Source organism: Geofilum sp. OHC36d9 (genome assembly GCF_052400685.1).
Lineage (GTDB): Bacteria > Bacteroidota > Bacteroidia > Bacteroidales > Marinilabiliaceae > CAZHHH01.
Genome location: NZ_JBQTGJ010000001.1, coordinates 178,238 through 205,217, shown reverse-complemented (window position 1 = coordinate 205,217; position 26,980 = coordinate 178,238). Strand labels below are relative to the sequence as shown.

22 protein-coding genes are annotated in these 26,980 nt (G+C 40.1%); 18 read left to right on the top strand and 4 right to left on the bottom strand.

Annotated elements, in window-relative coordinates; all coding sequences use genetic code 11:
* Positions 1–215 precede the first annotated feature (215 nt).
* Positions 216–734: a YfiR family protein gene (locus tag ACT3CD_RS00740; protein WP_444641982.1), complete on the bottom strand. Its 519-nt coding sequence runs from the start codon at positions 732–734 to the stop codon at positions 216–218.
* A gap of 530 nt (positions 735–1,264) precedes the next feature.
* On the opposite strand from ACT3CD_RS00740, the gene ACT3CD_RS00735 reads away from it, so the two are divergent.
* From ACT3CD_RS00735 to ACT3CD_RS00690, 10 genes are all read left to right on the top strand, one after another.
* Entirely contained in the window at positions 1,265–3,577 is a 2,313-nt protein-coding gene (locus tag ACT3CD_RS00735; protein ID WP_444641980.1) for an efflux RND transporter permease subunit, read from the top strand.
* A gap of 9 nt (positions 3,578–3,586) precedes the next feature.
* The gene (locus tag ACT3CD_RS00730) at positions 3,587–4,564 is read left to right on the top strand and encodes a polyprenyl synthetase family protein (protein ID WP_444641978.1); all 978 of its coding nucleotides are present in this window, start codon (positions 3,587–3,589) and stop codon (positions 4,562–4,564) included.
* Positions 4,565–4,648: 84 nt separating this feature from the next.
* The gene (atpD, locus tag ACT3CD_RS00725) at positions 4,649–6,154 is read left to right on the top strand and encodes a F0F1 ATP synthase subunit beta (RefSeq protein ID WP_444641976.1); all 1,506 of its coding nucleotides are present in this window, start codon (positions 4,649–4,651) and stop codon (positions 6,152–6,154) included.
* The gene (locus ACT3CD_RS00720; RefSeq protein ID WP_444641974.1) at positions 6,154–6,447 is read left to right on the top strand and encodes a F0F1 ATP synthase subunit epsilon; all 294 of its coding nucleotides are present in this window, start codon (positions 6,154–6,156) and stop codon (positions 6,445–6,447) included. Before atpD ends, ACT3CD_RS00720 begins: the two co-directional genes overlap by 1 nt.
* A gap of 498 nt (positions 6,448–6,945) precedes the next feature.
* Entirely contained in the window at positions 6,946–7,554 is a 609-nt protein-coding gene (locus ACT3CD_RS00715) for a DUF4254 domain-containing protein (protein ID WP_444641972.1), read from the top strand.
* Positions 7,551–8,588, top strand: coding sequence for a glycosyltransferase family 9 protein (locus ACT3CD_RS00710; RefSeq protein ID WP_444641970.1), 1,038 nt, complete (start codon positions 7,551–7,553; stop codon positions 8,586–8,588). The genes ACT3CD_RS00715 and ACT3CD_RS00710 overlap by 4 nt, the downstream gene beginning before the upstream one ends.
* 20 nt (positions 8,589–8,608) lie before the next feature.
* Complete coding sequence (locus tag ACT3CD_RS00705) at positions 8,609–9,709, top strand: glycosyltransferase (protein WP_444641968.1); 1,101 nt, start codon at positions 8,609–8,611, stop codon at positions 9,707–9,709.
* A gap of 291 nt (positions 9,710–10,000) precedes the next feature.
* Positions 10,001–10,984, top strand: coding sequence for an NAD-dependent epimerase/dehydratase family protein (locus tag ACT3CD_RS00700; protein ID WP_444641966.1), 984 nt, complete (start codon positions 10,001–10,003; stop codon positions 10,982–10,984).
* Between the two features lie 12 nt (positions 10,985–10,996).
* Positions 10,997–11,950, top strand: coding sequence for a glycosyl transferase family 90 (locus ACT3CD_RS00695; protein WP_444641964.1), 954 nt, complete (start codon positions 10,997–10,999; stop codon positions 11,948–11,950).
* A gap of 424 nt (positions 11,951–12,374) precedes the next feature.
* Positions 12,375–13,415 (top strand): glycosyltransferase family 4 protein, encoded by a 1,041-nt coding sequence (locus ACT3CD_RS00690; protein ID WP_444641962.1) that lies wholly within the window; start codon positions 12,375–12,377, stop codon positions 13,413–13,415.
* On the opposite strand, the gene ACT3CD_RS00685 is transcribed toward ACT3CD_RS00690, so the two are convergent.
* The 3 genes from ACT3CD_RS00685 to ACT3CD_RS00675 form a co-directional block, all read right to left on the bottom strand.
* Positions 13,404–14,489 carry a glycosyltransferase family 4 protein gene (locus tag ACT3CD_RS00685; RefSeq protein WP_444641960.1) on the bottom strand — a complete coding sequence of 362 codons (1,086 nt, stop codon included), beginning with the start codon at positions 14,487–14,489 and terminating at the stop codon, positions 13,404–13,406. The two genes, ACT3CD_RS00690 and ACT3CD_RS00685, sit on opposite strands and share 12 nt — an antisense overlap.
* A gap of 18 nt (positions 14,490–14,507) precedes the next feature.
* Positions 14,508–15,263 (bottom strand): glycosyltransferase family 2 protein, encoded by a 756-nt coding sequence (locus ACT3CD_RS00680; protein WP_444641958.1) that lies wholly within the window; start codon positions 15,261–15,263, stop codon positions 14,508–14,510.
* Between the two features lie 624 nt (positions 15,264–15,887).
* Positions 15,888–16,520 carry a transposase gene (locus tag ACT3CD_RS00675; protein ID WP_444641956.1) on the bottom strand — a complete coding sequence of 211 codons (633 nt, stop codon included), beginning with the start codon at positions 16,518–16,520 and terminating at the stop codon, positions 15,888–15,890.
* A 321-nt stretch (positions 16,521–16,841) separates the two neighbouring features.
* Here ACT3CD_RS00675 and ACT3CD_RS00670 point away from each other — a divergent pair, with 321 nt between their 5' ends.
* The 8 genes from ACT3CD_RS00670 to ACT3CD_RS00635 all read left to right on the top strand — a co-directional run bounded on the left by ACT3CD_RS00670 (position 16,842) and on the right by ACT3CD_RS00635 (position 26,561).
* A complete protein-coding gene (locus tag ACT3CD_RS00670) occupies positions 16,842–19,634 on the top strand; it encodes a TonB-dependent receptor (protein WP_444641954.1) in 2,793 nt (930 codons plus the stop codon).
* A 10-nt stretch (positions 19,635–19,644) separates the two neighbouring features.
* Positions 19,645–20,844: a DUF4876 domain-containing protein gene (locus ACT3CD_RS00665; RefSeq protein WP_444641953.1), complete on the top strand. Its 1,200-nt coding sequence runs from the start codon at positions 19,645–19,647 to the stop codon at positions 20,842–20,844.
* A gap of 42 nt (positions 20,845–20,886) precedes the next feature.
* A complete protein-coding gene (locus ACT3CD_RS00660) occupies positions 20,887–22,389 on the top strand; it encodes a DUF6850 family outer membrane beta-barrel protein (RefSeq protein ID WP_444641951.1) in 1,503 nt (500 codons plus the stop codon).
* A gap of 40 nt (positions 22,390–22,429) precedes the next feature.
* Complete coding sequence (locus tag ACT3CD_RS00655; protein ID WP_444641949.1) at positions 22,430–23,311, top strand: ABC transporter ATP-binding protein; 882 nt, start codon at positions 22,430–22,432, stop codon at positions 23,309–23,311.
* Between the two features lie 4 nt (positions 23,312–23,315).
* Positions 23,316–23,984, top strand: a complete 669-nt coding sequence (locus ACT3CD_RS00650) for a hypothetical protein (RefSeq protein WP_444641947.1) — start codon at positions 23,316–23,318, stop codon at positions 23,982–23,984.
* 223 nt (positions 23,985–24,207) lie between these two features.
* Positions 24,208–25,431 carry a DUF4857 domain-containing protein gene (locus ACT3CD_RS00645; protein ID WP_444641945.1) on the top strand — a complete coding sequence of 408 codons (1,224 nt, stop codon included), beginning with the start codon at positions 24,208–24,210 and terminating at the stop codon, positions 25,429–25,431.
* A gap of 39 nt (positions 25,432–25,470) precedes the next feature.
* Positions 25,471–26,028, top strand: a complete 558-nt coding sequence (locus ACT3CD_RS00640; protein WP_444641943.1) for a hypothetical protein — start codon at positions 25,471–25,473, stop codon at positions 26,026–26,028.
* 5 nt (positions 26,029–26,033) lie between these two features.
* Entirely contained in the window at positions 26,034–26,561 is a 528-nt protein-coding gene (locus tag ACT3CD_RS00635; RefSeq protein WP_444641941.1) for a PepSY-associated TM helix domain-containing protein, read from the top strand.
* The last annotated feature ends 419 nt before the right edge of the window (positions 26,562–26,980 follow it).

Genomic DNA, 26,980 nt, shown 5'->3' with positions numbered 1-26,980 from the left:
AACGATGAAAAATCAATACTTCTTAAAGAGCGAGTCTTGTTATTTCTAATAAATACAAAAAACGTTTCCTGCCTGCAAACTAAACAAAGAAGGCCGTCAACGAAATAAAAGCGGGAAGATACTAAAAATCCAAAACAGAATAGTTTCTACAAAAACATTTTGTAGAAACTACTATAAAATAAACTGTCAGGACTGTAAAATTCATTTCATAAGCTTCAAAGCACAATGGCCGCAGACATCCCTTCTAAACGGGAACTAAACTTCAGATCCACTTGACCCGCATTAATCTTATGAAGTTCAAACTTCAACACACCTTCGCGTATTACAAAATTAATGGCCGCCCCATATTTAGTCGCGCCTTCCGATTCGGAGATAATAAGACTGTGTCGTTGTTTTGCCTTACTCATAAGCGTTTCAGCAGAGCTTCGTATATTGGCTGAAGAAGAAACAAAGATAACCTGACAATCATTTGTTAGCTCATCAACACTCTTGAACTCCTTGACAACGATATTTTGAAATCCGAACTTTTTCCCGCCTGACTGCTCTTTGATCCAGCGCGCAACTTCGCTATTCCTTATCACCCCAATTACAAAGTCCCCCTTTAAAGAGCTCTCGGGCCAGCCTATGTAACGAATAAAATTCAGGGTGAAAACCGCCTTAAACTTCGCCTCCTGTGCTGAGATTTTCATTAATGGTAACAATCCTAAAAGCAGCACTAAATAAATTTTCTTCATAATGATCCGTTCTGTATTTTGCGTTTGTTACGAAAGTATTCAATTTAGGTTTCTATTTTTTTTACTTTACATTTCTCTTTTCTAAAAAAATCATACTCTCAGGCGATTAACAACAACATTTAAAGTTGCGTAAAATGTATAGCCATTATGTCCAAAGCTAAACATTTCATGTATTTATTATCTGCGTATCTATCAATATATTACGACTCTCAGCCACTAGAAATGGGTCTCTACGACCGCAAAAAAAATGGCTCCTACCAAAATTTAATTAAATTCGCGCAATATTTCATGTGATGAAATTTTGTTTTTATGGTCGTATAAAACTCTCATGAAATAATCAAACTCGTGCTTAAGAATCACAGATCAGTGAAGCTAAATCTTTTATCATGGTCGTTTAATAAAATACCATCGGAGGGGAAGAGTATATGTGGATTAGAATTGCCCGAACAATCTTAAAAAACAGAATTCAAATATTAACCATATTAGGAGTCGTTACCATTTTCATGGCATTTCAATCTCAAAAAATTGAAATGTCGTATCAATATGCACCTTTGTTGCCTGAAGACGACTCCACAAATCTTAATTACCAAAATTTCAAAGATCTTTTTGGAGAAGAAAGCAGCATCATTGTGCTGGGCGTTCAAGAAAAAGACTTATTTATCTACAACCATTATTTGGAATGGGAAAAAATGACTCAGGAACTGAAGACCATCTCTGGTGTTGAAGAGGTTTTTTCCGTATTTAACGTTCTTGATCTGGTTAAAAACACCCGGGAAAGAAAATTTCAGCTAACTCCTGTTTTTAAAAATATAAACACACAAGCGCAATTAGATTCAGCAAAACAAAAATTAGAACACCTTCCTTTTTACGATAACCTTATTTATAACCGGGCAACCGATACTTACCTGGTAGCTATAACCATCGACCCAAAAATTCTTGGTAGTTCCGACAGGGTTCAACTGGTTGATAACATTAAAATTGCTGTTGATAAGTATAAAATAGCCAGTCAAAATGAAGTAAAAATTTCAGGGCTTCCTTATATTAGAGTTGAAACGGCCGAGATGATAAAAAAAGAACTGAGTATGTTCATTTATCTAACACTGGCTATAACAGCTCTTATAATATTTTTATTCTTCCGTTCTTTCAAAGTGGTTTTGTTTTCGATGCTGGTGGTAGGTGTGGCTGTTATATGGGCACTGGGCAGCCAGGCTGTGCTTGGATTTAAAATCACCATTCTTACAGGAATGATTCCGCCTCTGATCATTGTCATCGGCATCCCAAATTCTGTTTTTCTGCTAAACAAATACCATCAGGAATTCAGCAAACACGGCAATAAAATCAAATCCCTGCAACGGGTAATAAGAAAAATCGGAAACGCCACCTTTCTGACCAATCTAACTACAGCCAGCGGCTTTGCCACTTTCATTTTTACCAGCAGCAAAATAATGGTAGAATTTGGCATTATAGCCGCCATTAATATTATTGTCGTTTTTTTGCTAAGTCTATTGCTCATACCCATCATTTTCAGTTTTTTACCCGATCCGAAGGAACGTCACATTCAGCATCTCGAGAACAAATACATGACCAGTCTGGTGGCCAACCTTGTACAAATTTCACTGAATCATCGTTCAAAAGTGTTTGCTTTTACTCTGGTTATGGTATTGGCAGGTGGCTATGGCATTTCAAGAATGAAAACAACCGGCTACATGCTCGATGACATTCCGCATCGTCATGCACTATACAAAGATTTAAAATTCTTTGAACAGCACTTCAATGGCTTGATGCCCCTTGAAATAGTGATAGACACGCGTAAACCAGGAATGGCGACTCAGGTAGTTACCATGAAAAAAATGGATAAACTACAACAAAAGCTAAACAAAATACCCGAATTATCGCGTCCTGTTTCATACATTGATGCCGTAAAATTTGCCCGTCAGGCCTATTACAATGGCAATCCCGCCTATTACAGTCTACCCGGCTCGCGCGAACGGGCATTCCTGCTATCCTACCTGGCAGGCCAGGAAAACAGTACCAAAGGGCTGGTTAACAACTTTATTGATTCAACACGACAAAAAGCCCGAATCAGTTTACGCATGGAAGACATCGGTACCACCCGCATGGCATCTCTGGATTCATTAATTAACAGTGAAATCAATGATGTATTCCCATCTGATAAATATGATACCATGGTAAGCGGTTCAAGCATCGTTTTTGCACAGGGCACCAATTATTTGATTCGCAATTTATTTACCAGTTTACTTCTTGCCATAATCCTGATAGCCTCCTTTATGGCGTGGATGTTTACTTCCAAACGCATGGTATTGATATCACTGATACCCAATCTGATACCTCTGATAATGACTGCGGCCCTCATGGGCTATTTTGGAATTCCTATTAAACCGTCAACCATCCTTGTTTTTAGTATTGCCTTTGGAATTTCGGTTGACGACACGATTCACTTTCTGGCAAAATATCGTCAGGAATTAAGCGAAACTAACTGGAACATTCGAACAGCAGTCATTCTGGCACTTAAAGAAACCGGAATCAGCATGATTTACACATCTATCATATTATTCTTCGGATTTGGAGTTTTTAGTCTGTCCAACTTCGGAGGCACTGTTGCACTAGGCCTTCTCGTTGCCTTCACATTGCTAATTGCCATGTTCTCAAACCTAATTCTGCTGCCATCCATCTTATTAGCCTTTGAACGGTTAATAACCAACCAGCACTTTAAAGAACCCTTACTTCAAATATATAACGAAGACGAAGACATAGAGATTGATGAACTGGTAATAAACCCAACTAACAGAAAAAACAGTATTATTGCAAAAGATGACCAATAAACAAAAAAAATGTCTGTTATATCAAAATACCGTATTCAGATAGAAAACGCACTGAAGACGCTTAACGAAGAAAAAAAACCGACGGGTCTTTATACGCCCGTTGATTACATTCTTTCACTTGGAGGGAAACGCCTGCGACCGGCATTTTGCCTGGCCGGCTGTGCCCTTTTTAACGAACAAATGGTTAACCACTGTCTGCCTGCCGCATTGTCGATGGAAGTCTTTCATAACTTCACACTGCTGCACGATGATATTATGGACCAGTCGCCCATACGTCGTAATCAACCAACTGTTCATAAAAAATGGAATGATAATACCGCAATTTTATCGGGCGATGCAATGGTAATACTGGCTTATCAACTTTTAGCACAAAGTCCGTCCGAGAAGTTGCCACAAATACTGGAAGTCTTTAACCAAACAGCACTGGAAGTATGCGAAGGCCAACAATATGATATGGACTTTGAAACCAGAAACGATGTAAAGGAAGAAGAGTATCTTGAAATGATACGCCTCAAAACAGCGGTATTACTGGGTGGAAGCCTTAAAATCGGAGCGATCATTGGTGGCGCTCCCGCAAACGACGCACAACTCCTATACGACTTTGGCGTTAACATCGGTCTTTCCTTTCAACTTCAGGATGACTGGCTTGATGTTTTTGGCGATGAAGCCGAATTTGGAAAACCAATAGGTGGCGACATCCTTAATAACAAAAAAACCTACCTGTTAATCAAAGCGCTCAACAATTTACCAGGGCAACAAAAATCAGAACTCGAAAACTGGTGCGCTCAAAAAAAATTTGATAAGCAGGAAAAAATATCCTCAGTTCGTAACCTTTATAAGGTTGCCAACGTTTCGGAGCAGACAAAAAAGATCATGAATTACTACTTCGAAAGGTCCATCGAATCGCTGAACAAAATCAATGGTTCTGATCTCATCAAGGAAGAGTTGATTCAGCAAGCACACCAAATGATAACCCGATCCCGGTAAACTAGGGATAAATATCCTTTGGCATAATAACACAATTCATCGTTTTTACTTAACTTAGTTGAGTTTTTTAAACAACATTCCATTATGGCACAGATCAAAGGGAAAGTTATACAGGTCATTGGCCCGGTGGTTGATGTGGAATTTGACGCCCAGATAAAAGAACTTCCGGAAATTGACGAAGCGCTCGACATTATTTCAGAAATTCAGAATATAGTCATTGAATGTCAGCAACACATTGGCGAGCACACCATTCGTTGTATTGCAATGGATTCGACCGATGGGCTTCAGCGAGGCATGACGGTCATTGCACGTGGCAATGCCATTACAATGCCAACAGGCGATTTAGTAAAAGGCCGCCTTCTGAATGTTGTAGGCCGCGCTATTGACGGACTTCCAGAAGTTAAAACCGAACAAACACAGCCTATACACCGATCGGCGCCGGAATTTAAAGATCTGTCAACAGAAACAGAGATATTATTTACAGGCATTAAAGTCATCGATTTAATAGAGCCTTATTCCAAAGGCGGCAAAATTGGATTATTTGGTGGTGCCGGCGTAGGAAAAACCGTACTCATACAAGAACTTATAAACAACATAGCCAGAGGCTATTCAGGTCTGTCAGTATTTGGAGGCGTTGGCGAACGCACCCGTGAAGGCAACGATTTACTACGCGAAATGGTTGAATCGGGTATCGTTGATTATGGCGAAGAATTTCGCAAAAGTCTGGAAGCCGGACATTGGGACCTCGACAAAGTAGATCTGGAAGCAATGAAAAACAGCCAGGTAAGCATGGTTTTTGGTCAAATGAACGAGCCACCGGGAGCCCGTGCCCGTGTAGCCCTTTCAGCCCTTACCATTGCCGAAGGCTTTCGTGATGGTGATAAAACAGGTAAAGGAAATGATGTTTTGTTATTTATCGATAACATATTCAGATTCACGCAGGCAGGCTCAGAAGTGTCGGCTTTATTGGGACGAATGCCGTCGGCCGTTGGATACCAACCAACATTATCGTCGGAGATGGGGGCTCTACAGGAACGCATTACCTCAACTCAACACGGCTCCATAACATCGGTTCAGGCTGTGTATGTTCCTGCCGATGACCTTACCGACCCGGCACCGGCCACGACGTTTTCGCACCTCGATGCCACAACTGTTCTTAGCCGAAAAATATCGGAACTTGGTATTTATCCGGCAGTTGACCCGCTGGATTCCTCATCGCGTATTTTATCACCCGACATTGTTGGTGAAGCGCATTATCAGTGTGCTCAAAACGTTAAAGAAATATTACAGCGCTACAAAGAACTTCAGGATATCATTGCCATACTGGGGATGGAAGAACTCTCCGAAGAAGATAAAATTGTAGTCCACCGCGCCCGACGCGTACAACGCTTTTTGTCTCAACCATTCTTCGTAGCCGAGCAATTCACAGGCCTTAAGGGTCAGTTAGTACCCATCGAAGAAACCATTAAAGGATTTAACATGATACTGTCAGGCCAACTGGATAAATATCCGGAAGCAGCCTTCAACCTTGTCGGTACCATTGAACAGGCCATAGAAAAAGGTGAAAAATTATTGAAGGAGGCACACTAATGAGCGATCTGCACCTGGAAATTGTAACACCCAACGAAATATTATTTGAAGGCCCCATTGGTTTAGTCGATATTCCAGGGGCTTCAGGCCGCTTTACACTATTACGCGGTCACGGCCCTATCATCTCAAATCTGGTAACCGGCACCGTTAGGGTCATAAGCAGAGTCGGAAACGAACATCTCTTTCCATGCAAAGGAGGAGTTGTTGAGTGTCTTAATGACAAGGTGGTAATACTTATGGACGATAACACCCCTAAAGAAAAAGATGTAGAAAAGAAGGAATCTGATAAATAAAAAAACATAATGCGGCTTCCCAATAGCTCACCATTATCAACCCAGACCAAATAAAAAATATCAAAATCACGTAAAAATTATTGCCCTATAGGATTTTCCGGAGTAAACCTAAACAGCCTTAGCAAAAAAGGCTATTTCTTTGTTACACTCGCTTTCAAAATGGCCATTTATGTTAGTAAACTAACACTTTTCAAGCGGTGCAAACCTCAAATTTGAACTTTCTTGCTAAAACTCCCGGCTTTATGGGCAGACAATAACTAAAATCAGAAGGGAGAGTCCAATATGGTTGTTATGCTGACCATCAAAATAATAGATGGACAAAAAAAACAATTAGCCACTAATTCTTTCTATCGTCCTGTTACATCACACAAACAGTTCAAGCTTCTTTCATCTCCCAATTTGATAAGCGGCCGTTATTAAAAGACCAATCTTCATTTAGACTTTCAAGGTTTGCAATAAAAATGATACCTTTGTTAGCAAATTTTAAACTATCCAAATATGAGTTTTAGCCAACTGTGTAACAAAATTTTTGGAGAGACAACAGCTCTTTACCATGTAACCGATGATGTGGATGCAAAACCCGTTAACCCATACCAGCAAGGCTCACTTGAATTTCTGCTATTCTCCAAAAACTGGATTGATGCAGTGCAGTGGCACCTTGAAGATATTATTCGCGACCCCGAAATTAGTCCCGTTGAAGCACTCAAAATAAAACGAAGAATTGACCAGTCAAATCAGGATCGTACCGATTTGGTTGAATATATCGATGGTTACTTCATGAACCAATACAAAGATATAACCCCTGAGGCCAATGCCGGTTTAAATACCGAAACGCCGGCCTGGGCCGTTGACCGTCTCTCCATTTTGGCGCTCAAAATATACCACATGGAACAGGAGACCAAACGGGCCAACGCATCCAAAGAGCACATCGACAATTGCCAAACCAAACTCAACGTGCTACTGACTCAACGAATTGACCTGAGTGGTGCCATTGACGAGTTGCTGGAAGACATTAAAACCGGACGAAAATACATGAAATTGTACAAGCAAATGAAGATGTACAATGATCCTTCTCTGAATCCGGTACTTTATAAAACCGGCAAGTGAGCATTAAAGGGAAAATATTAATCTTTCGCTTTAGCGCACTGGGTGATGTGGCAATGACAATACCGGTCATTGCCTCATTGATTCATGATTATCCCGAAAAGGAAATAGTCATGGTTTCGCGACCTTTTGCCAAAGAACTTCTGGCACCATTTAGCCAAATTACTTTCGTCGCTTTAGACGCCAGAAACAAGCACAAAGGGTTTATCGGTTTGTGGCGCCTGTTCAAAGAGCTCCAGCGCCTGGGGCCCTATGAATATATCGCCGATCTGCACGATGTTTTACGAACCAAAATACTTCGAACTTTCTTTAAAATTACGGGTACCCGTTGCTATATAATAGACAAGGGAAGACAAGAAAAAAAGAAGTTGGTTCGCAAAAATGACAAACAGTTAAAACCTCTCAAATCCACCTTCGAACGCTATCGCGATGTATTTGTTGCTGCGGGATATCCCCTTAAACTGGAAATCTTTGACGGACGAAAACAATATATCCCATCAGCTTTTGAGCCCCCCCACACAGCCTTTAAGCAGCCGGGGCATCATATAGGAGTAGCCCCATTTGCGGGTCATCAATGGAAAACATGGCCCGAAGAAAAAATGAGACAACTCATTGCCCAACTGGCAGCCGAAGGCCATCAGGTCTATTTATTTGGCGGGCGTGGCAAAGAACAACAAATATTGGAAAATTGGGCATCCGGAATGGAACAGATTCACAGTCTGGCCGGGCGCCTCAGCATCAACGATGAGCTCAAGGCCATGTCATTACTAAATGTTATGGTATCAATGGACTCGGCAAATATGCACTTAGCCCGCCTGGTAAACACCCCAGTGGTCAGCCTGTGGGGCGCCACTCATCCTTATGCCGGATTTTATGGCTGGCAACAGCCCGTTGAGTGGGCGGTTCAGACAGATTTGCCGTGCCGGCCATGTTCTGTTTTTGGGAATAAAAAATGCTACCGGGGCGACTTTGCCTGTATGCAACTGATAACGCCCGAAATGGTGAAAGAAAAAATTAATCTGATAATAACCCAATAAAAAAATCAAAGGCATTACATATGCGGATTTTATTTTTGAATTCCATTGGCAGAAAAAAATGGGGCGGTGGCGAAAAATGGATGCTCATGGCTGCAGCCGGACTGACTCGTAAAGGTCATCAGGCATTCATTGGCTGCGCCAAAAATTCAGTCATCCGCAAAAATGCCGAAACATTAGCGCTCCCGATTGTAAACATATCCTTCAATTCCGATTTTGATCTTCCGGGGTTCATTCGCTTATTAACGATCCTCAAAAAATACCAAATAACACATCTGGTTTGTGGCCAAAATAAGGACTCCAAAATTGGCGCCATAGCAGCCCGCTGCACCGGTAACGTAACGGTACTGGCACGTCACGGTCTTCAACTCATCAGCAAAAAAATCAAATACAAATATATTTTCAGCCATTTGGTCGACGGTATTATCACCAACTCCGCCTCAATCAAACAAACTTACGACGCCTATGGCTGGTTTAAAAACGACTTTGTAGAGGTGATTCACAATGGTTTTACACCACCCCAAAACGTACAGCCATTTGATTATAAAAAAAAGTTTAACCTACCCAACGACGCCATTATTATCATTAGTGCCGGACGGTTGGCCCAACAAAAAGGATTAGATATTCTTCTGAGTACCGCCGAAATGGCATCTCAAAATCAAAAGAACTGGTTTTTCTTTATTGCCGGGAAAGGAAAACTGGAAAATAAACTCAAACAAATAGCCGCCACTAAAAAACTAACAGAAAGGGTTCTCTTTTTAGGTTTTATAGAAAATGTGCTGCCTTATGTGCAAGGAGCTGATCTGTTTGTGCTTCCTTCCTTTTACGAAGGCATGCCCAATGCGGTAATGGAAGCCATGGGGCTGGGAAAATGCTGTGTTGTAACATCGGTAAACGGCAATAATGAACTTATTGACAACGAAAAAGAAGGAATATTGGTGCAACCGCATGATGCCCAAGCATTATATAACGGAATATGCCAGGTAGCCGACAATGCAACAGCCAGACAACTTATGGGTAAAAATGCGTTAGCAAAAATGCGCAACAGCTTTTCGGAAAACAAAATGATTAATGAATTGGAAGCCTTTCTTGAAAAGAAAAGCAAACGCGAAATTAATAATTGAATCGTAAATAGGATGAAACGAACCATGGGAATTGCTTCACAAACAGGAGTATGATCAATTTCGGTGAGTTCCATATGGCCTTAAAAAAAAATTATAAGCATATGAAACGAACATGAATTTTAGCATTCTAAAATACACACAGGAGAATGATTAAAATTCATCGAGAGTTCCATATGACCATTGAAAGATAAATTTAAACATATGAAACGAGCCATGAGAGTAAGCTCTCACACAGGTGAATGATTATTCCGGCGAGTTCCATATGGCAATTGAGAAACAAATTATAATCATATGAAAATTCTCATTACCGGTGCCGCCGGATTTATAGGCTTTCATCTCTCAAAACTTTTACTTGATAAAGGTGACGAAATATTTGGTGTAGATTCAGTTAACGGCTATTATTCCACGCAGATAAAACAAGACCGGCTGGAAATTCTCAAACCATATCAGAATTTCAGCTTCGCAGGCGTTAATATCTGTAACCGTACAGATGTAGAAGCCCTTTTTGCCTCCAATTCATTCGATCTGGTTATTCATCTGGCGGCACAACCTGGTGTTCGTTACAGTTTGGATGCGCCCCACAAATATGCCGAAAGCAACCTCATCGGTTTCATGAACATTCTGGAGGCTACCCGTCAACAACAAATCAAAAAATTAATTTTTGCCTCGTCCAGTTCGGTGTACGGCAACCGCACAGATGGAGCCTTTAGTGAATCGTGTAACACCGATCATCCCGAATCACTATACGCCGCCACAAAAAAAGCCAATGAAGTGATGGCTTATAGCTATGCACAGCAATTTGGCATTCAGACCATCGGATTACGTTTCTTCTCGGTTTATGGGCCATGGGGACGACCGGATATGGCCTACTTTAACTTCACAAAAAAAATACTTAAAGGTGAACCAATACCGGTATTTAACCAGGGCGAAATGGTACGCGACTTCACCTATGTAGATGATATTACCGCAGGCGTAAACCAACTCATTGAAAATATTGACCATTTGGATAACTACAAAATATACAATCTGGGCAATCATCAGCCGGTGAAAATAATGGATTTCATTAAGTCTCTTGAAACTGCTATAGGCCGAAAAGCTAAAATTGACTACCTTCCAATGCAGGCTGGCGATGTCGTCTTTACTTGTGCCGATATTTCGGCTGCTCAAAAAGACTTTGGATATAGTCCGCGCATAGGAATACAAGAAGGTCTGAATCAGTTTTCCAGATGGTATAAACATTATTTTTTAGAATACAACGTAAAAAGCAGTAATTAAAGAATTCAGATTATGGGTAAAAATAAGTTCTGCTACTATTTTACTAATTATTTACGGCTTTTAATACCTCACATCTTTTATAAAGGGGCATTTAAACGTGCTCGCAATGGCATGTTGGATTGTGAGCAGGAAATAATTTTGAAAAGAGTTAACTATTACAACAAACTTTTACCCGAAAGTATAATAGATAATACGGCCTCTCGTATTGATCAATTTAAGTACCGGCCAAAACTAAAAACTTATTTTTTTGACCTTATTAAATACTTACGCTATTTTCAGGGAGATTGTCGTTTTCATTATCTTTTTGGAGATGTAAAAGAGGTCCCTTTGGTCCCTGCTTTTGTAAAAAGTCGTCCCGTAGGCACAAATAATCGGAATTCGGTATTGCTTAAATTAAATGCAGTACGTCATTTCAATTTTGTTAAAGATAATGTACCTTTTAAAGATAAAAAAAACATCCTTTTTGGTAGGGCAAAAGTATTTGCATTGCATAAAAACAGAGAATTGTTTTTAAAGAAATATCATAATCATCCTCTTTGTGATATAGGAAAAATTAATGATGATGGAAGAAACCCCCAATGGTTGGTTCCGAAGGCATCTATACGGCAACATTTGAATTACAAGTTTATATTATGTCTGGAAGGTAATGATGTAGCAACAAATTTGAAGTGGGTTATGTCATCTAATTCTTTGGCCGTAATGCCTGTTCCCAGATATGAAACCTGGTTTATGGAAGGGACATTAATCCCGGATTACCACTATGTTTCCATTGCTGATGATTATTCAGACCTGGAAGAAAAGTTGATTTATTATACGGAACACTCAGATGAAGCATTGAAAATAATTGAAAATGCTCACAAACATGTTGAGCAATTCCTGGATAGAAAACAAGAAAAATTAATTAGCCTTTTGACAATTCAACAGTACTTCCATAGAACTATGCAGAATTGTATGGAGGGAAATTAAAGCGTTTAAGCTTCTGTTTATCAACGCAAGAATAAGGGGCCTTAAAAAAATAAATTATAATCATATGAAACGAACATGAATTTTAGCATTCTAAAATACACACAGTAGAATGATTAAAATTCATCGAGAGTTCCATATGACCATTGAAAGATAAATTTAAACATATGAAACGAGCCATGGGAATTGATTCACACACAGAAGTATGATTATCCTGGCGAGTTCCATATGACCTTAAAAAACAAAATATAATCATATGAAACGAACATGAGAGAAATCTATCATAAAGGTGGATTATTATCCCTGTGAGTTTCACATGGCAACTTAAAAATCTAATTATAAAGATATGAAACTAGGATTTGATGCGAAAAGGATATACCATAACCGCACCGGTTTGGGCAATTACAGCAGGGATCTGGTTCGTATATTGAATCATTATTATCCTGATAATGAGTATTTATTATATAATCCAAAGGCATCTAAGAATAATTTATTTACTTCTCCTGCGGCCAATGTGATTGAAAAAAGGCCAAAAAACAGAATAAATACATTCTTTTATAATTTATGGCGACAAAAAAATATCTGCAAAGATATTGTGGCAGATAAAATTGATGTTTTTCATGGCTTAACCGGAGAAATTCCCCTTGGGATTCAAAAGACAGGCATCCCTGTTGTTGTAACTATTCATGATTTAATTTTCTTGCGTTACCCCCAATTTTACACCTTTTTTGACAGACATATTCATAAAATTAAGGCTAAGTATGCAGTCAAAAATTCCGATGTTATTGTCGCTGTCAGTGAACAGACAAAGGATGATATAGTGGAGTTTTTTGATGTTAAACCTGAAAAAATAAAAGTTATATATCAAGGATGTCAGAATGTGTTCAAGCAAAATTTTTCAGCTGAGGCTAAAAGTTTAGTTCAACAAAAATTTAATCTTCCGGATAAGTTTATTTTGAATGTTGGGACAATTGAAGAGCGAAAGAATATTCTTACAGGCATAAAAGCCATTAAAGACATTGATACACATCTTGTAATTGTTGGAGCCGAAACATCCTATACTCAAAAGGTGAAAGAATATATTGCGGCAAATAATATTGCATCAAAGGTCACCTTTTTAAAAGGAATTTCAAATGAAGAGTTGGCTATGCTTTATCAATTGGCCCAACTTTTTATTTATCCCTCCTTATTTGAAGGATTTGGAATTCCAATTATAGAAGCTCTTTTTTCCGGCACCCCCGTGATTACTTCGAAAGATGGTTGTTTTTCTGAGGCCGGTGGTCCTTCTAGTATCTATGTAGATGCAACTAATGTTGAAGAATTGAAAGAGGCTATTTTGAGGGTCCTAAATGACGAAGATTTGCAGTCTTCTATGATCAAACAAGGTTACGATTATGCGCAACGTTTTACGCCCCAATACATAGGGAATAGCTTTATGAGTATTTATAACCAATGTTTAAATATCTAGAAAACGGCATAACTGATTAGTTGTTTCGTCATAAGAAAATTTTGCTTCAGCCAGAACTCTCCCTTTTTCACCAAACTCGGTTTGTTTAGCGGGATTCTCTATCAGATTAATGATTTGTTGTGTAAATATTTCCACTTTAAAAGGAGGGGCTAAATAGCCATTTACATTGTGGTTTACTAACTCTGGATTAGAGCTTATATCCCAGGCTACAATTGGCTTTTTATTGAGCATAGCCTCTGCCAGAACAAAGCCAAAACCTTCCCAAAGTGAGGTTAGTAGAAATATATCTATTGACCTCATAAACTCATTTATGTTTTTTACAAAACCCATTAGTTTAATTTCGTTTTCAAGATCAGCTGTTTTTATCTGTTCAGCTAATTCTCTTTCTAAAGGACCATTGCCTGCAATCAGTATGGTGAAGTTAATCCCTTTTTCTTTTAATGCTTTAGCTATTTCGATTAGAAAACGTTGGCCTTTTTGATGAACCAACCGACCAGCGTTGCCCAATAAAATTTCGTTATTCCTTCTTTTATAAAATATTGAGCTATCTGTTTTGTCTATATCTATTCCATTATATATTACCCTTATTTTTTCTGCGTTGAAAAGATTTGGGTTGTTCTGAAGTATTGTTTTTTTTGTAGCTTCTGAATTTGCAATAATATCTGTAAGTACTTTTTTAAAAAGCAACCTGTTCAGGATTGAGTTTTTTATGGGAATTGCACTCCCTCTTCGGTAAATAATTCTCCTTACTCCTGCCATTTTAGCTGCGGGTCCGGCTGTTTTAATATCGGCCGAAAAATTCATGATTAATATTTCTACCTCAGTTATTTCTAAAAATTTACGGAGACTATTTATCTTAAAAAGATTAAGAAAGCTCAAGTTGCTTATTTCAAAATGTTTCACCCGTATATCGCTCGACCTCAATTTTTTATCAAGCTCACTATTCTTCCTGCATATAAAAATAATATTGTGGCCTTGATTTTTTAGGCGCAATGCCATTTCAAAGTGCCATTTTTCTCCGCCACCCCATGATTTAACCGAGTTTATAAAACAAATAGTTTTGTGTTGGGTCATTTTTGATTTAAAAATAGGTTAAACATGCTGTTTTTTATTCAATTCGTAAATCTTTATATATTTCATATAAACGCCAAATGCAGAGTTCTTTGAAAGTATTAAACCAGTCATTCCGTCCATAAAACCCAACTGAAGAATATACATTTTAAAGAATTTAAAGGAACCTTTTAATAGTGCAGATAATAAAGAAGATTGTTTGTTTTTTTCGAACGAGACCTTGGCACTAAGGGAGGAGTATTTGTTCATTTTTTCGAAGTGTGATGAAATTGTTGGGAATGAGTAGTGTAATAATAAAGACGGAATAGTTTTAATTTCACCTTCCAGTTCAACAAATTCATGAATTTCATTAGAGTTGAAAGTACCTTTGTCTCTACGAAATAATCTTAATGGATAATCATTTTGCCAGCCACAATAACGTATTGGCTTATCTAAATAATAGGTCTGTCTTTTAATACGGTATCCAGATACTACATTTTCATTATTAATTATTTGAATAATCTCTTCTTTTAATTTTTTCGTACACACTTCATCAGAATCAATTGAAAATATCCAATTATGTGAAGCATGTTCTACAGCTAATTGCTTTGTACGACCAAAACCTAACCAATCACTTTTTATAACTTTGCATTTATATTTGTTGCAAATACCAATAGTGTTATCTGTTGATCCAGAGTCTATAACAACAATCTCATCTGCCCATGCTACAGATTGCAAGCACTTTTCGATAATTGATTCGTTATTTTTGGTGATAATTACAACAGATAAATATTCCATTTTTTTATTTAATAGATAATATCGCAAAGATAAAATTTCTTTATCAAGTAAAAAGGAAGGGGAGAGTAATCTGAACCCTGTCCAGTAGTTTTAATTACGTGTTTCAAAATAAGTTGCTTTTTTCTTTAACCTAGTTTCTAAAAACTTATTCAGGTCGCAATCAGGTTCTGTCGAAGGCGGCGGAGACACGTAGCCGTCGAGTTCTCGTTCCTTAAATGGAGCAATATGGAATAACATCCCGGTTTCAGCCTTGGGCTTTATCATGAGCCAACTACACGAAAATCAGGTCAAAGAATGGGGACCCATAGCCGACATATATGCCGTAATATTGATCTTCCAGGCTATCTCTGAACTATTTATGGTGCCGGGAAAAAGGTTTTCTGGTGGTTCACAGCCGGCATTATAGTGGTCAAAATCTTTGCATTTTTATAACAAAATGGACTGCACGCCTTGAGGTAGTAACCCCGAACACCTTGAGACAGTAGTCTCAGACTCCTTGAGACCAACCCGTCTTTTTCAAAAATAAAATTCATGAAATTGGTCAGGTTAACGCATTGGTCCGCTAATACCGTCATCGCGACAAAGTATATCGATAATTCGATCTGTCTTTTGATAACATTCCGTTCATCGTTTCTTCAGGTTCTCTTTTACCCAATTTTGGGGATTATTATAAATATAGGCCCTCACATTTTCAAATTCATGATTATTTCGAATAATCCTGTCGTAAAAACGTGATTGCCATGCAAAATCGGGATGAATTTTATGAACATTTTTCGTCACCCCAATTTTAAAACCCCGAATAATGGATGCCAAATTTTTTGATTGCGGGCCGAATTTATTGGTGGTGGGATGAGGGGTGGGATGGGGCGTAGAGACGCAATGCATTGCGTCTCTACGGGAACCACAACCATCATCACCACATTCATCATCACCGCCACCACAACCATCATCACCACGTTTGGTATTATATTCATTTTCTCCAATAATAATGATGGCATGGAAATGATTGGGCATAATAACATATTCGCCCATTTGTAAATTCATATCCGGGCGCATTTCAAACGTTTTTAACCATTCGGTTTCGACAATTTTACCAATTTCAGACAAAATCATTGACCCATCTATAATATCTCCAAAATAACATCTCCTGTTGTGTGTACAAATGGTTACAAAATAGGCCCCAAAATTTGCATAATCCCAATCCGGATGCCGCGCTGATTTTATCCTGTATTTATGTTTAAATTTTTCTTCACTCATAAAACGAATCTGTTTTACTGATATGCATATTCTCTTTTCATTTGTGTATTTCGGTAAAATGTGCAAGTCTGAGAGATGGTACAATAGTAATAAACTTTAGATACAAACAACAGTCATAAATTACCTGGCGCTTCAGGATCCCCATTTAAAGGGATGTCCCTTTATAACAACAAAAGTTAGTATTTCACTAAACGATACCCCTGTCAGGCGCTGATTTGGATCTTTATTGTGCTCCATTATCATTTCAAAACCCCCTATAAATAGGGATTGATGCTTCGAAACGCATCTTCTATTTTTGTCTTGCAATAAAAAAATACTGCATTGAAGTTGCAAAATACAGGAATATTAAAAAGAAACCGAATTCTCAAACTGACAGCAAAAAAGGGTGTAGTTTTTTTGCTGCTTGCCATATTATCGGCACAATCATTTGCACAGCAAAACCATACTATTTCGGGGACCGTTATTGAAAAAAGCAATAATGAGCCCATCCAATATGCTGCTGTAGGCATAAAAGAATTAAACCGGTGGCAATATACAGATACAAAAGGCAACTTCAGCTTTATAAACATAGCTTCGGGCACATACACATTGGTGGTTCATTGCCTTGGCTATAAAAACATCGAACAAGAAATTAATTTTCAAGACGAATGGAGTCAAACCATATACCTGTCTGATCTCAATCTCAAAATTAAAGAAGTAACCGTAACGGCCATCGAAAAAGCCAATGAATCGGGGACATCAATCATCAACCGGGAAGCCATGCAGCACCTTCAACCATCAAGTTTTGGTGATTTACAGGAATTATTACCGGGATACCGCTGGGAGAAACAAGATTTATCAAAAATCAATAGCATCAGCCTCCGTCAGGTTGACAATGACGACAACACCGCTTATGGCACCGCTTTTTATGTAGATGGCATGCCAGTCAGCACCGATGCGTCTATGGAGGGCAACAATTTGTCATCAACCAACATCAAGGTCGAGGGCCGCATCAATGTGGCAAATGGTATTGATATGCGTCAGATTCCTACTGATGATATTGAGCAAGTTGAAATTATACGTGGCCTACCGTCGGTAAAACAGGGCAATCTGTCCTCGGGGGCGATTATCATAACCCGAAAATGGGGAGCAACACACCTTACAGCGCGTGCCAAGACCGACCTGACAAACAAAGTCTTCGCAATCAGTAAAGGCATAAATCTTGGAAAAAATCGCGGCATTCTGAATATAGGGACAGAACTTTTGTCGTATAAAGCCGACCCTCGAAATCCGCTCGAATCCTATCTTAGAAACCAGTCTTCCCTGCGATATTCTAACTATTATAACATTGGAGAAAGCACCATAATGTTGAAAACAGGTCTGGATTATCTTCTAACCATTGATCGCGACAAGGATGACCCGCAGTTAAATTACGGGATGAAAGATGAATATCGTTCAAGTCTATCTAAAACAGACTTAAGCATTCAAAGTAAACTGACAGTTCCTGGAAATATTAATAAAATATTGGCGTTAAAAATAAAAGCGAGTCACACAAAGAACGCCATCATTAGGGAAAAAATAGTTTCCTTAACAGGCCCCCAACCCATTCCCACCGCTACGCAAGAAGGAAAAAGTTACGGCGAATACCTGCCATCGCGTTACGAAGCCAATTTCGAGAGAGATGACCAGCCCTTAAATATCTATGCCTCGTTGGATTTTTCATTAAACGGAACACAAAACAGCTTTAGGCATCAATTTAACAGCGGTATTGACTGGCAATATCTTAAAAACATCGGAAAAGGAGACCAGTTTGATGTTTCCCGCCCCATTTCCCCGACACAAGGAGGCAGACCATACAATTTCAGCAACGTCCCGGCCCTCAACAACCTCTCACTTTATGCTGAAGAAGAATTAACCTTCAGAATAGATGAACATCGTATTAAGATGAAACCCGGAGTCAGAGTTCAGATGCTTCCGGGTCTGAGTCCGGATTTTGAGATGCACGGAAAACACTTCATGGATTTACGCGGACATATTTCCTATACCGCACCAAACATCAGGGTTGCCGGACGCAAGGTTAGTGTCACAGTCAATGCCGCCCTGGGACAAATGACACGCATGCCGTCGCTTGCGATGCTCTATCCCCAGAAAGAATATTTCGACATTGTTGAACTCAACTATTATTCTCAAAACCCTGATCTGCGCCAATTATACGTAATGACAGAAATTGAAGACCGTACCAATTATAATCTCCAGCCTGTCACAAATCTTAAAAAAGAAATAGGATTGGATGCCCACATAGGAAAAACGCGTCTTTCGCTATCGCTTTTTGATGAATTTCTCGACAATGGAATTGTTGCCGCATCCCAATTTGTGTCGTATACTTACAATTATTACGACGCCACATCCGTCGCATCAACTAATCTGAAATCACCACCCACTATTGACCTTTTTACTTCGGAGGAAAAAAGCCAGCTATACAACTTCAGCCAATACGTAAACGGCTCTGAACTTCACAAAAAAGGGTTGGAATATCAGCTGGTGACACCAAAAATAAATCAAATACAGACCCGAATAACCATTAGCGGTGCATGGTTTAAAACCAGATATCATATCTCCATTCCGCAATATGAAAAACAGTCCATTATATATAAAGGAGCAGAATTTCCTTACGTTGGAATTTTTGAAGTAAACGATAACGACAGCGAAGAAAAAGAATTGTTAAACACCAACTTCCGATTTGATACGCACCTGTCTCAACACCGCTTACTGCTAACACTGGCTATTCAAACCACCTGGTACAAAAAGGAAAGGTATCTGCCCTATGACGGAACTCCCATAGCTTATCTGGATAACAAAGGCAATTACCACCCCTACACAGAGGCCGATAAGAACGACCCGATACTGGGGCTCTTAACACGCACCTTTACCCCATACCATTTTGATGTACAAAAAACGCCCATCGATTTAGGCATCAACCTCAAAGTAAGCAAGGAAGTTGGAGACCACCTGACATTTGCCTTTTATGTGAATCGCCTCATCAATTATCTGCCCGAATATAAACTTAGAACAGGAACCACATATATACGCAGTGTACAACCCTATTTTGGAATGGAACTAAAATTTATAATTTAAACAATAAACGATGAAGTACATAAACCTACTATTAGCAGTAGCAATGTTGTTTTTTGCAGCATCCTGCGACGATGACGAAACCATCCCCATGTCGGAATTTACCATAACAATTACACTACCCGAAGTAATGGATGACGATGTAACTGCCGAAGGTCTGGCAATAACGCTGACCAACACCATCAATGGAAGTGAAACAACAGACGTGCTGAACGCCTCTGGCATCTATACCGTAACGCTGGAGGAAGGAATATACAACATTCTGGTTAGCGGTGAAAAGAGTTATATTTCACAAATTGGAGACGACCAGTTTGAACAGACTGTAACACTCACCGGATTAACTGAAAATATCAGCATCTCCGGCACATCATTCAACACAGAAATAAATCTCTTCATCGCATCTGCCGGCCAGGGATGGGTGTTTAAAGAATTATACGTAACCGGATCGCAAACCCCCGAAGGAAAGAGTTACTATAAGGATAAATACTTCGAAATTTATAACAACACCAGTGAGGTGCTATATGCAGATGGCATTTCCATCGGAGAATCAGATCATACCACTTCGTCGGAACTCAATATTTGGGCCAACATTATTGACGATTACTTTGTAACACAGGTGATTTATACCATTCCGGGGAGCGGCTCTGAATATCCTGTGCAACCGGGTGAAAGCCTTGTTTTGGCCGATGTTGGGATAGATCATACAGCTGACAATGCCAATTCCATAGATTTATCGGGAGCCGATTTTGAATGGTACGACGAGCATAAACTGGATGTGGATGTTCCGGAAGTACCCAATCTGATCAAAAATTTCAGCTCCTCAGCATCTATCTGGACGCCTCACAACCGCGGCTTTAAGTCTTATGTCATTTTCAGACCGGAAGAAGCAATGACGGACTTCATGGAAACCAACCTCATTGAAAAGCAAAATGCCAATGGTAGTACCTCCATTCGTTATAAGGTATCAAACAGTTCAATCATAGATGCGGTGGAAATGGGAACCCCTTCAGATTTTCTCAGCAAAGCACTCTCTCCGGCTCTCGACCTCAGCTATATCAACTGTGGTGACGGTGACGATGCCAGATATGGGAAAGTAGTACGCAGAAAAGTGCAGACAGTCGAAGATAACCGCATAATCTATATGGACACCAACAACTCGGCCGTTGACTTCCTGAGTACCGTAGATCCAAAACCCGGCATCATAGAAGAATAAAAAAAAGAATTGAGGGATAAAAAGATGACCCAACGACTTATCATGATATTAATATTTGTATGTCAGGCGGAAATGCAGGGTGCCGATACGTTATCGGTTATTGGTCGCAGCCATCTCTGGCATTCCGACGCACATCTTTCAATCCGGCTGGCAGAAAACCAGCCGGCCCTCAAATACTTTTTCCCTTTGGAAAAATACACGGCCATTGCGACAAATACCACCTATCAAAACAACCAATCACTCCACTATCACTACCAGGGAGACAAACACACCAATTTCACCAGCAGGGCAATTGGATATCACAAAAACAAAAACACAGCGATATTTGGAGAAGCCGTCTACGTCAACGGTAACATCAAAAACATAACATGGTCGCAGGTGGACGATCAACAACGCATAGGCCCATATATCATTGCCGACAGCACCACCGGTAACAAACAATATGAAACCTATCTGTTGTCAGGCGGCCTTTCCCACCAAACCAATTTTGGTATTTATGGCCTGTCGGCGCATTACCGGGCTCAAAGCAGTTACCGCACCAAAGACCCACGAAGTTATTCAGTCATCTCCGACTTTAAAATGACTGCCGCATGGGCCAGCCCCATAGGGCCGTCGCATTTGGCAGCTATATCTGCAACATACGGGCGATACGACCAACAATTAAGTATCAAATCGTATGAAGAAAACCGGACCGATCTGTTCTACTTCATGTACGGCTATGGCTATTTCAACCAAAACCTATCGGGCACCTCATCAAATTACTCAGCCGATTACAAGGGTAACAACTACACATTACAGCTTCAACTTCAACCCCTAAAAGAAAAGGGATGGTTTTTAAAAATTCCATATACAAAAGAAACCATAAATGCCCGTTATAGCCAACGCACCAGGGGCAGCTTCACTACCCGAAACACAAATATTATTGGCGGTCATCAATGGAAACCGGCCAATCACCAATATCGAATAACATTGAATGCCAACCACATTGTGGGCACAGGAACCGAATATTATTACGAAACCATTATTGTAGATTCACTTACTGCAACTAAAGAAACACGGCTTCTGTCAAAAAATCAAAAATTTAAACAACAAAACTCATCAATAACGCTGTTAGTCAAAGGGTGGTTCACACACCAAAATCTGATACTCATTCCCGGATTAAAAACAGGGCTGTTAGCCACTGCCTCCGAATATAAAACCACCGCCTGGCAAGAATCGGTAAATCAATGGATCATCCATCCTTCCTTTGAAATACAACGACTGCAAAGCCAATCTTTTACCGGGATAAAAATTGCAGGAGGGTGGCTGCGCAACATCAGTAATGAGTTGCTGGTGGATAAAAATAACCTCATCGTGCAAAACACCCTGATTCCTGATTTCAATTATCGGTCAGACAACAAAATATTCGCAACTATTGAGGTAAAACGAATACAAAACACCCAAAAAGACGTCGCATGGCAAATAAAAACCAATTGTGAATTCATAAAGACAACAGGCAGCCCGGCTGTCAGTCTGGGCATTTCGCTGGGACTGATTTTAAAATAAACTGAGGAAGGTTACACAAAAAGTTAGAAAAAGACATAAAATGGAAAACGTCATTGAATGCCGAAATCTGACCCATTATTATGGAGACAGATGCATTTACGAAAACCTCAATTTTGCTATACCCAAAGGACGAATCGTCGGCCTATTGGGTAAAAACGGAACCGGCAAAACAACCACCATCAATATTCTTAACGGTTACCTGCAACCCAAGTCAGGAGAATGTCTTATGTTTGGGCAACAAGCCGGCAGACTAACACCCGCTGTCAAACAGAAGGTGGCACTATTGCTTGAAGGGCATGTACAATACTCATTTATGAATATTGTACAGATAGAAAAATTCTATGCCTCATTTTACCCCAAATGGAACAAGACGCCATTCTGGGAGTTGATGAACAAACTTCGAATAGCCCCCAAACAACGAATAGCCAGAATGTCATGCGGACAGCGCTCACAGGTTGCATTGGGCATTATTTTAGCACAGAATGCCGATCTGCTAATCCTTGATGATTTCTCCATGGGTCTGGATCCGGGCTATCGGCGTCTCTTCGTTGATTATCTCAGTGAATATGCGCAGGCCGAAGAAAAAACGGTATTCGTGACGTCACACATTATTCAGGACATGGAACGACTCATAGACGACTGCATGATTCTGGACTATGGCAAATTACTGCTTCAAAAACCCGTAAACCAGTTCCTCGAATCCTTTAAACGCTATCGGATGGTCACCAACACGCCGCCGCAATGGCATCTTATGCCCGTTGTAAATCCCGAAAGCATCCGCAATAAAATCGAATTCTATTCAGACGCCGGAAAAGACAACATAATACAAAAATTACAGCAACAGGGATTTGAGGCCAATAACATACAGGAAGAATCGTTAACGCTCGAAGAAGCCTTCATCGGCTTGACCGGTAAATACTAAAACTATGATAAAAGGATTATTATACAAAGAATGGATCAAAACACGCTGGTTTCTGCTGGCCATTGCCATAGTAGGAATGGTGTTACACATATACATGTTTATGCGTGTAGGACGTTCTTTCCGGCTGGTGGGAGCAGAACATATCTGGGACGTCGTCATAACCCGTAACCAATTTTTGTTTTCGGAGCTGAAATTTCTGCCATTACTTGACGGTGCGTTGCTAGGACTGTCGCAGTTTATCCCGGAAATTACAAGCCGTCGTATTAAACTTACATTTCATTTACCCATGCCCGAAAAAACCATCACCACATGGATGGTCGGCTATGGATTCGTACTATTAACAGCTCTATTCATAATTCAGGTAGCAGCATTAATCACTGGTATGCGTCTATTGTTTGCACCTGAAATTGTCCTTCAGGGCATCCTAACCGTCATTCCGTGGTATGTGGCCGGCGTATGGGCCTATCTGGCCTGCGTATTTGTGGCCGTAGAACCCACCTGGCGAATGCGCATTCCCAACATACTTATTTCAGTCGCTCTGATCAGGATGCTCTTTCTGGTGGATTTCCCGGCTGCCTATGCCCACATGACCATTCCAATGGTGGTTATTACCATCTTGCTTATATTGTTTCTATGGCTATCAGTCTACCGATTAAAAGTGGGAAAACAATAAGTAACACAATGTCTCACATGAATTTTTAGACATTTTCCATACAAAGCAAGCGGAAACTAAAGAAGCGGAACACAATTGAGAGCCCTGCCGTAAACTAAGTGTTTAAAAACAAGGCTTGTGAAGCCATAAAGATCAAGGCGTTGACTTTTCATAGATAACTTTTTTATGAAAATCACAACATAGTAATTGACTTGATAGACAAACACTATTTAAAATAATAACAATGAAGATCATTAAAATATTACTTTCCATCACAACAGTATTCATACTAGCCTGGGTGCTACCCTGGTTATGGAAAATTGCCACCGACAGTCAAAGTCGTTATCCGTTTACTTATTACAGTTGTGTGGCCGAAACTTTTGGAATCAGGGAAACCATAAATGAACAAACGATTTTAAAAGATGCACACGGCAATACTTATAATCAGACACAATTCGACAGTCTCCTGCCGATGGTGTATTACCGGCAACTGGCGAGGGAAGGCAACCTGCCCGACTCCATTCACGGCGTGGAAATAAATCAAAGCATCATTTCCCGTAACAGCTTCTATTTCCGTTACCGTCCTTCCGACAAAAACAAGCCCTCCATTCCGCTGTATACACTCTTTGAGTCGATGCCCAAAAGAGTGGATCTGGAAATGCCCGGTGACCGCTTCAGACTGACGAACCACCTGACGTTTGTGAAACCTGAAAGCAATACCATCGACAAAAATAAGAGCATCAGGTTCGATGACGCCCTGCAAAATAAAGGATTTCAAGGCCCTGCAAAAATAGTGGCAGGAAACCCTACAACACGCAAAGCTTACGATGAGGGTTACTTCATTGTGGACAGCCACAACCATCTGTTTCATTTAAAAATGGTTAATGGGCGCCCTTATGTGGGGTATATCAAGCTGCCTGCTGACGTCACGCCAATATGGTTAACAGTTACCGAGTACAGTGCTCGGCAGTTCTATGCATTTCTTATATCGGAAGATGGCCGCCTGTTTACAATTTTCACAGATGGATACGCTGTAAAAGAAATACCTGCTTCACCTTTCGACCCCGAAAAAGATAACCTGTTGGTAATGGGTAACCTTTTCAATTGGAATGTTCAGGTGACCTCTGAAAAAAAACAAACCATTTATGCCATCGATGGCTCCGGTTATCAATTGAAGGATAGCCTGTCATTTCAGGGTCCTGAAAAAAAACGTATGGCATTCAATGCACTTTTCCCGTTTAGCCTGAATTTCACCTCGGTTAATGACGAATACGTAAAGCCTCGATTACAGTTCACCGGTTTTGGCTACCTCATATCAGCTGTTTTACTACTTTTGGGGTACCTCCTCGTCAGCAAAAAACAAAAACGAAGGGTACCCGTCTATTCCGTGATCTTAATTGCGCTAACCGGGATCTTTGGTTTACTGAGCACATTGATTCTTGGTGATAGTGAAAATGCCGACAATTAAAATAGCAACACAAATAATAAATTACTAAATCTCAAAAAAATGAAACAACTATTCTTTTTACTGACAACTGCATTTTTACTGACAGCCTGTGGGTCGTCGGGCAGTAAATCTAAAAACACAACAGAAACCATCCCTGCTGAAACTTCAGAAGCGGTTACCGTAGACACTTCCAAAGCGATAAATGTTGACCGGCTCATGAAAATAGCAGCCGATAACGTCGATCAGGAAATCGTCATAAAAGGAGTCGTCACACATGTGTGCAAACACTCAGGGAAACGCTGCTTTTTAAAAGACGAAAGTACCGACACCTCCATACGGATAGAAGCAAAAGGAGACATCGGCGGATTTAACTCAGAACTAAACGGAACACGTATGGTGGTAAAAGGTTTTATCCGGGAAAAACGGCTTTCTGAAAAATACATTAACCAATGGGAACAAAAAACTATCAACCAAAAAGAGCAGGCCGAAATTGACCAAAACCAATGCAGTGCGGAGTTATCTAACATTAAGGAAATGCGCGATTGGATGACGGCCAATAATAAAGATTTCTACTCTGTATTTTATGTGGACGGAACTAATTACAAAATTGTAGAATAAAATTTATGCTGGCAAAAAACAAAATACGATTATGGCTGCGCCGAATCCACCGCGATGCCGGCTATTTGGTAGTAGGAATAACCCTGATGTATGCGCTTTCGGGGTTCTTTCTGCACCACAAAATGGGTGTTAAAACGATTTCAGGAAGCATTCAATTACAAAAAGATCTTCCGGTTGATGCACTAAAATCCGAATGGCTCGCGCACACAACCTATAAGGGCATCACTTATGTGGAAGATCGGGCAGACAAAAAGCTATTTTATTTTCCGGGCGGTCTGGGTAACTACCAAACGGCTACAGGCAGCACCACCTACGAGACCTATCAAGATCGCCCGCTGGTCATCTTCATGAGCCAACTGCACGAAAACCAGGTTAAAGGCTGGGGGCCCATTGCCGACATCTATGCCATTGTATTAATCTTTCTGGCCATTTCAGGACTCGTTATGGTGCCGGGAAAAAACGGTTTCATACGGCGTGGCATCTGGTGGTTCACAGCCGGCATTATTGTGGTCGTAATATTTGCATTTTTATAACAAAATGGACTACACTCCTTGAGCTAGTAACCCCGGACACCTTGAGACAGTAGTCTCATACACCTTGAGTAAATGGTATCGGGCACCCCTAGTAAATGGTATCGGGCACTCCCAGTAAATGGTATCGGGCACCCCCAGTAAATGGTATCGGGCACCCCCAGTAAATGGCATCGGGCACCCCCAGTAAATGGCATCATACACCTTGAGACAGTAGTCTCATACGCCTTGAGGTAATAACCTTCGATACCGTGAGACAGTAACCTACGATACCATGAGACAGTAACCTTCGATACCATGAGACAGTAACCTTCGATACCGTGAGACAGTAACCTCCGATACCATGAGACAGTAACCTCCGATACCATGAGACAGTAACCTCCGATACCATGAGACAGTAACCTCCGATACCATGAGACAGT

What these genes read in the sequence shown, in the direction of transcription:
- ACT3CD_RS00740 (WP_444641982.1), bottom strand. Translation starts at nt 734, where the DNA reads ATGAAGAAAATTTATTTAGTGCTGCTTTTAGGATTGTTACCATTAATG.
- ACT3CD_RS00735 (WP_444641980.1), top strand. Translation starts at nt 1,265, where the DNA reads ATGTCGTATCAATATGCACCTTTGTTGCCTGAAGACGACTCCACAAAT.
- ACT3CD_RS00730 (WP_444641978.1), top strand. Translation starts at nt 3,587, where the DNA reads ATGTCTGTTATATCAAAATACCGTATTCAGATAGAAAACGCACTGAAG.
- atpD (WP_444641976.1), top strand. Translation starts at nt 4,649, where the DNA reads ATGGCACAGATCAAAGGGAAAGTTATACAGGTCATTGGCCCGGTGGTT.
- ACT3CD_RS00720 (WP_444641974.1), top strand. Translation starts at nt 6,154, where the DNA reads ATGAGCGATCTGCACCTGGAAATTGTAACACCCAACGAAATATTATTT.
- ACT3CD_RS00715 (WP_444641972.1), top strand. Translation starts at nt 6,946, where the DNA reads ATGAGTTTTAGCCAACTGTGTAACAAAATTTTTGGAGAGACAACAGCT.
- ACT3CD_RS00705 (WP_444641968.1), top strand. Translation starts at nt 8,609, where the DNA reads ATGCGGATTTTATTTTTGAATTCCATTGGCAGAAAAAAATGGGGCGGT.
- ACT3CD_RS00700 (WP_444641966.1), top strand. Translation starts at nt 10,001, where the DNA reads ATGAAAATTCTCATTACCGGTGCCGCCGGATTTATAGGCTTTCATCTC.
- ACT3CD_RS00695 (WP_444641964.1), top strand. Translation starts at nt 10,997, where the DNA reads ATGGGTAAAAATAAGTTCTGCTACTATTTTACTAATTATTTACGGCTT.
- ACT3CD_RS00685 (WP_444641960.1), bottom strand. Translation starts at nt 14,489, where the DNA reads ATGACCCAACACAAAACTATTTGTTTTATAAACTCGGTTAAATCATGG.
- ACT3CD_RS00680 (WP_444641958.1), bottom strand. Translation starts at nt 15,263, where the DNA reads ATGGAATATTTATCTGTTGTAATTATCACCAAAAATAACGAATCAATT.
- ACT3CD_RS00675 (WP_444641956.1), bottom strand. Translation starts at nt 16,520, where the DNA reads ATGAGTGAAGAAAAATTTAAACATAAATACAGGATAAAATCAGCGCGG.
- ACT3CD_RS00665 (WP_444641953.1), top strand. Translation starts at nt 19,645, where the DNA reads ATGAAGTACATAAACCTACTATTAGCAGTAGCAATGTTGTTTTTTGCA.
- ACT3CD_RS00660 (WP_444641951.1), top strand. Translation starts at nt 20,887, where the DNA reads ATGATATTAATATTTGTATGTCAGGCGGAAATGCAGGGTGCCGATACG.
- ACT3CD_RS00655 (WP_444641949.1), top strand. Translation starts at nt 22,430, where the DNA reads ATGGAAAACGTCATTGAATGCCGAAATCTGACCCATTATTATGGAGAC.
- ACT3CD_RS00650 (WP_444641947.1), top strand. Translation starts at nt 23,316, where the DNA reads ATGATAAAAGGATTATTATACAAAGAATGGATCAAAACACGCTGGTTT.
- ACT3CD_RS00645 (WP_444641945.1), top strand. Translation starts at nt 24,208, where the DNA reads ATGAAGATCATTAAAATATTACTTTCCATCACAACAGTATTCATACTA.
- ACT3CD_RS00640 (WP_444641943.1), top strand. Translation starts at nt 25,471, where the DNA reads ATGAAACAACTATTCTTTTTACTGACAACTGCATTTTTACTGACAGCC.
- ACT3CD_RS00635 (WP_444641941.1), top strand. Translation starts at nt 26,034, where the DNA reads ATGCTGGCAAAAAACAAAATACGATTATGGCTGCGCCGAATCCACCGC.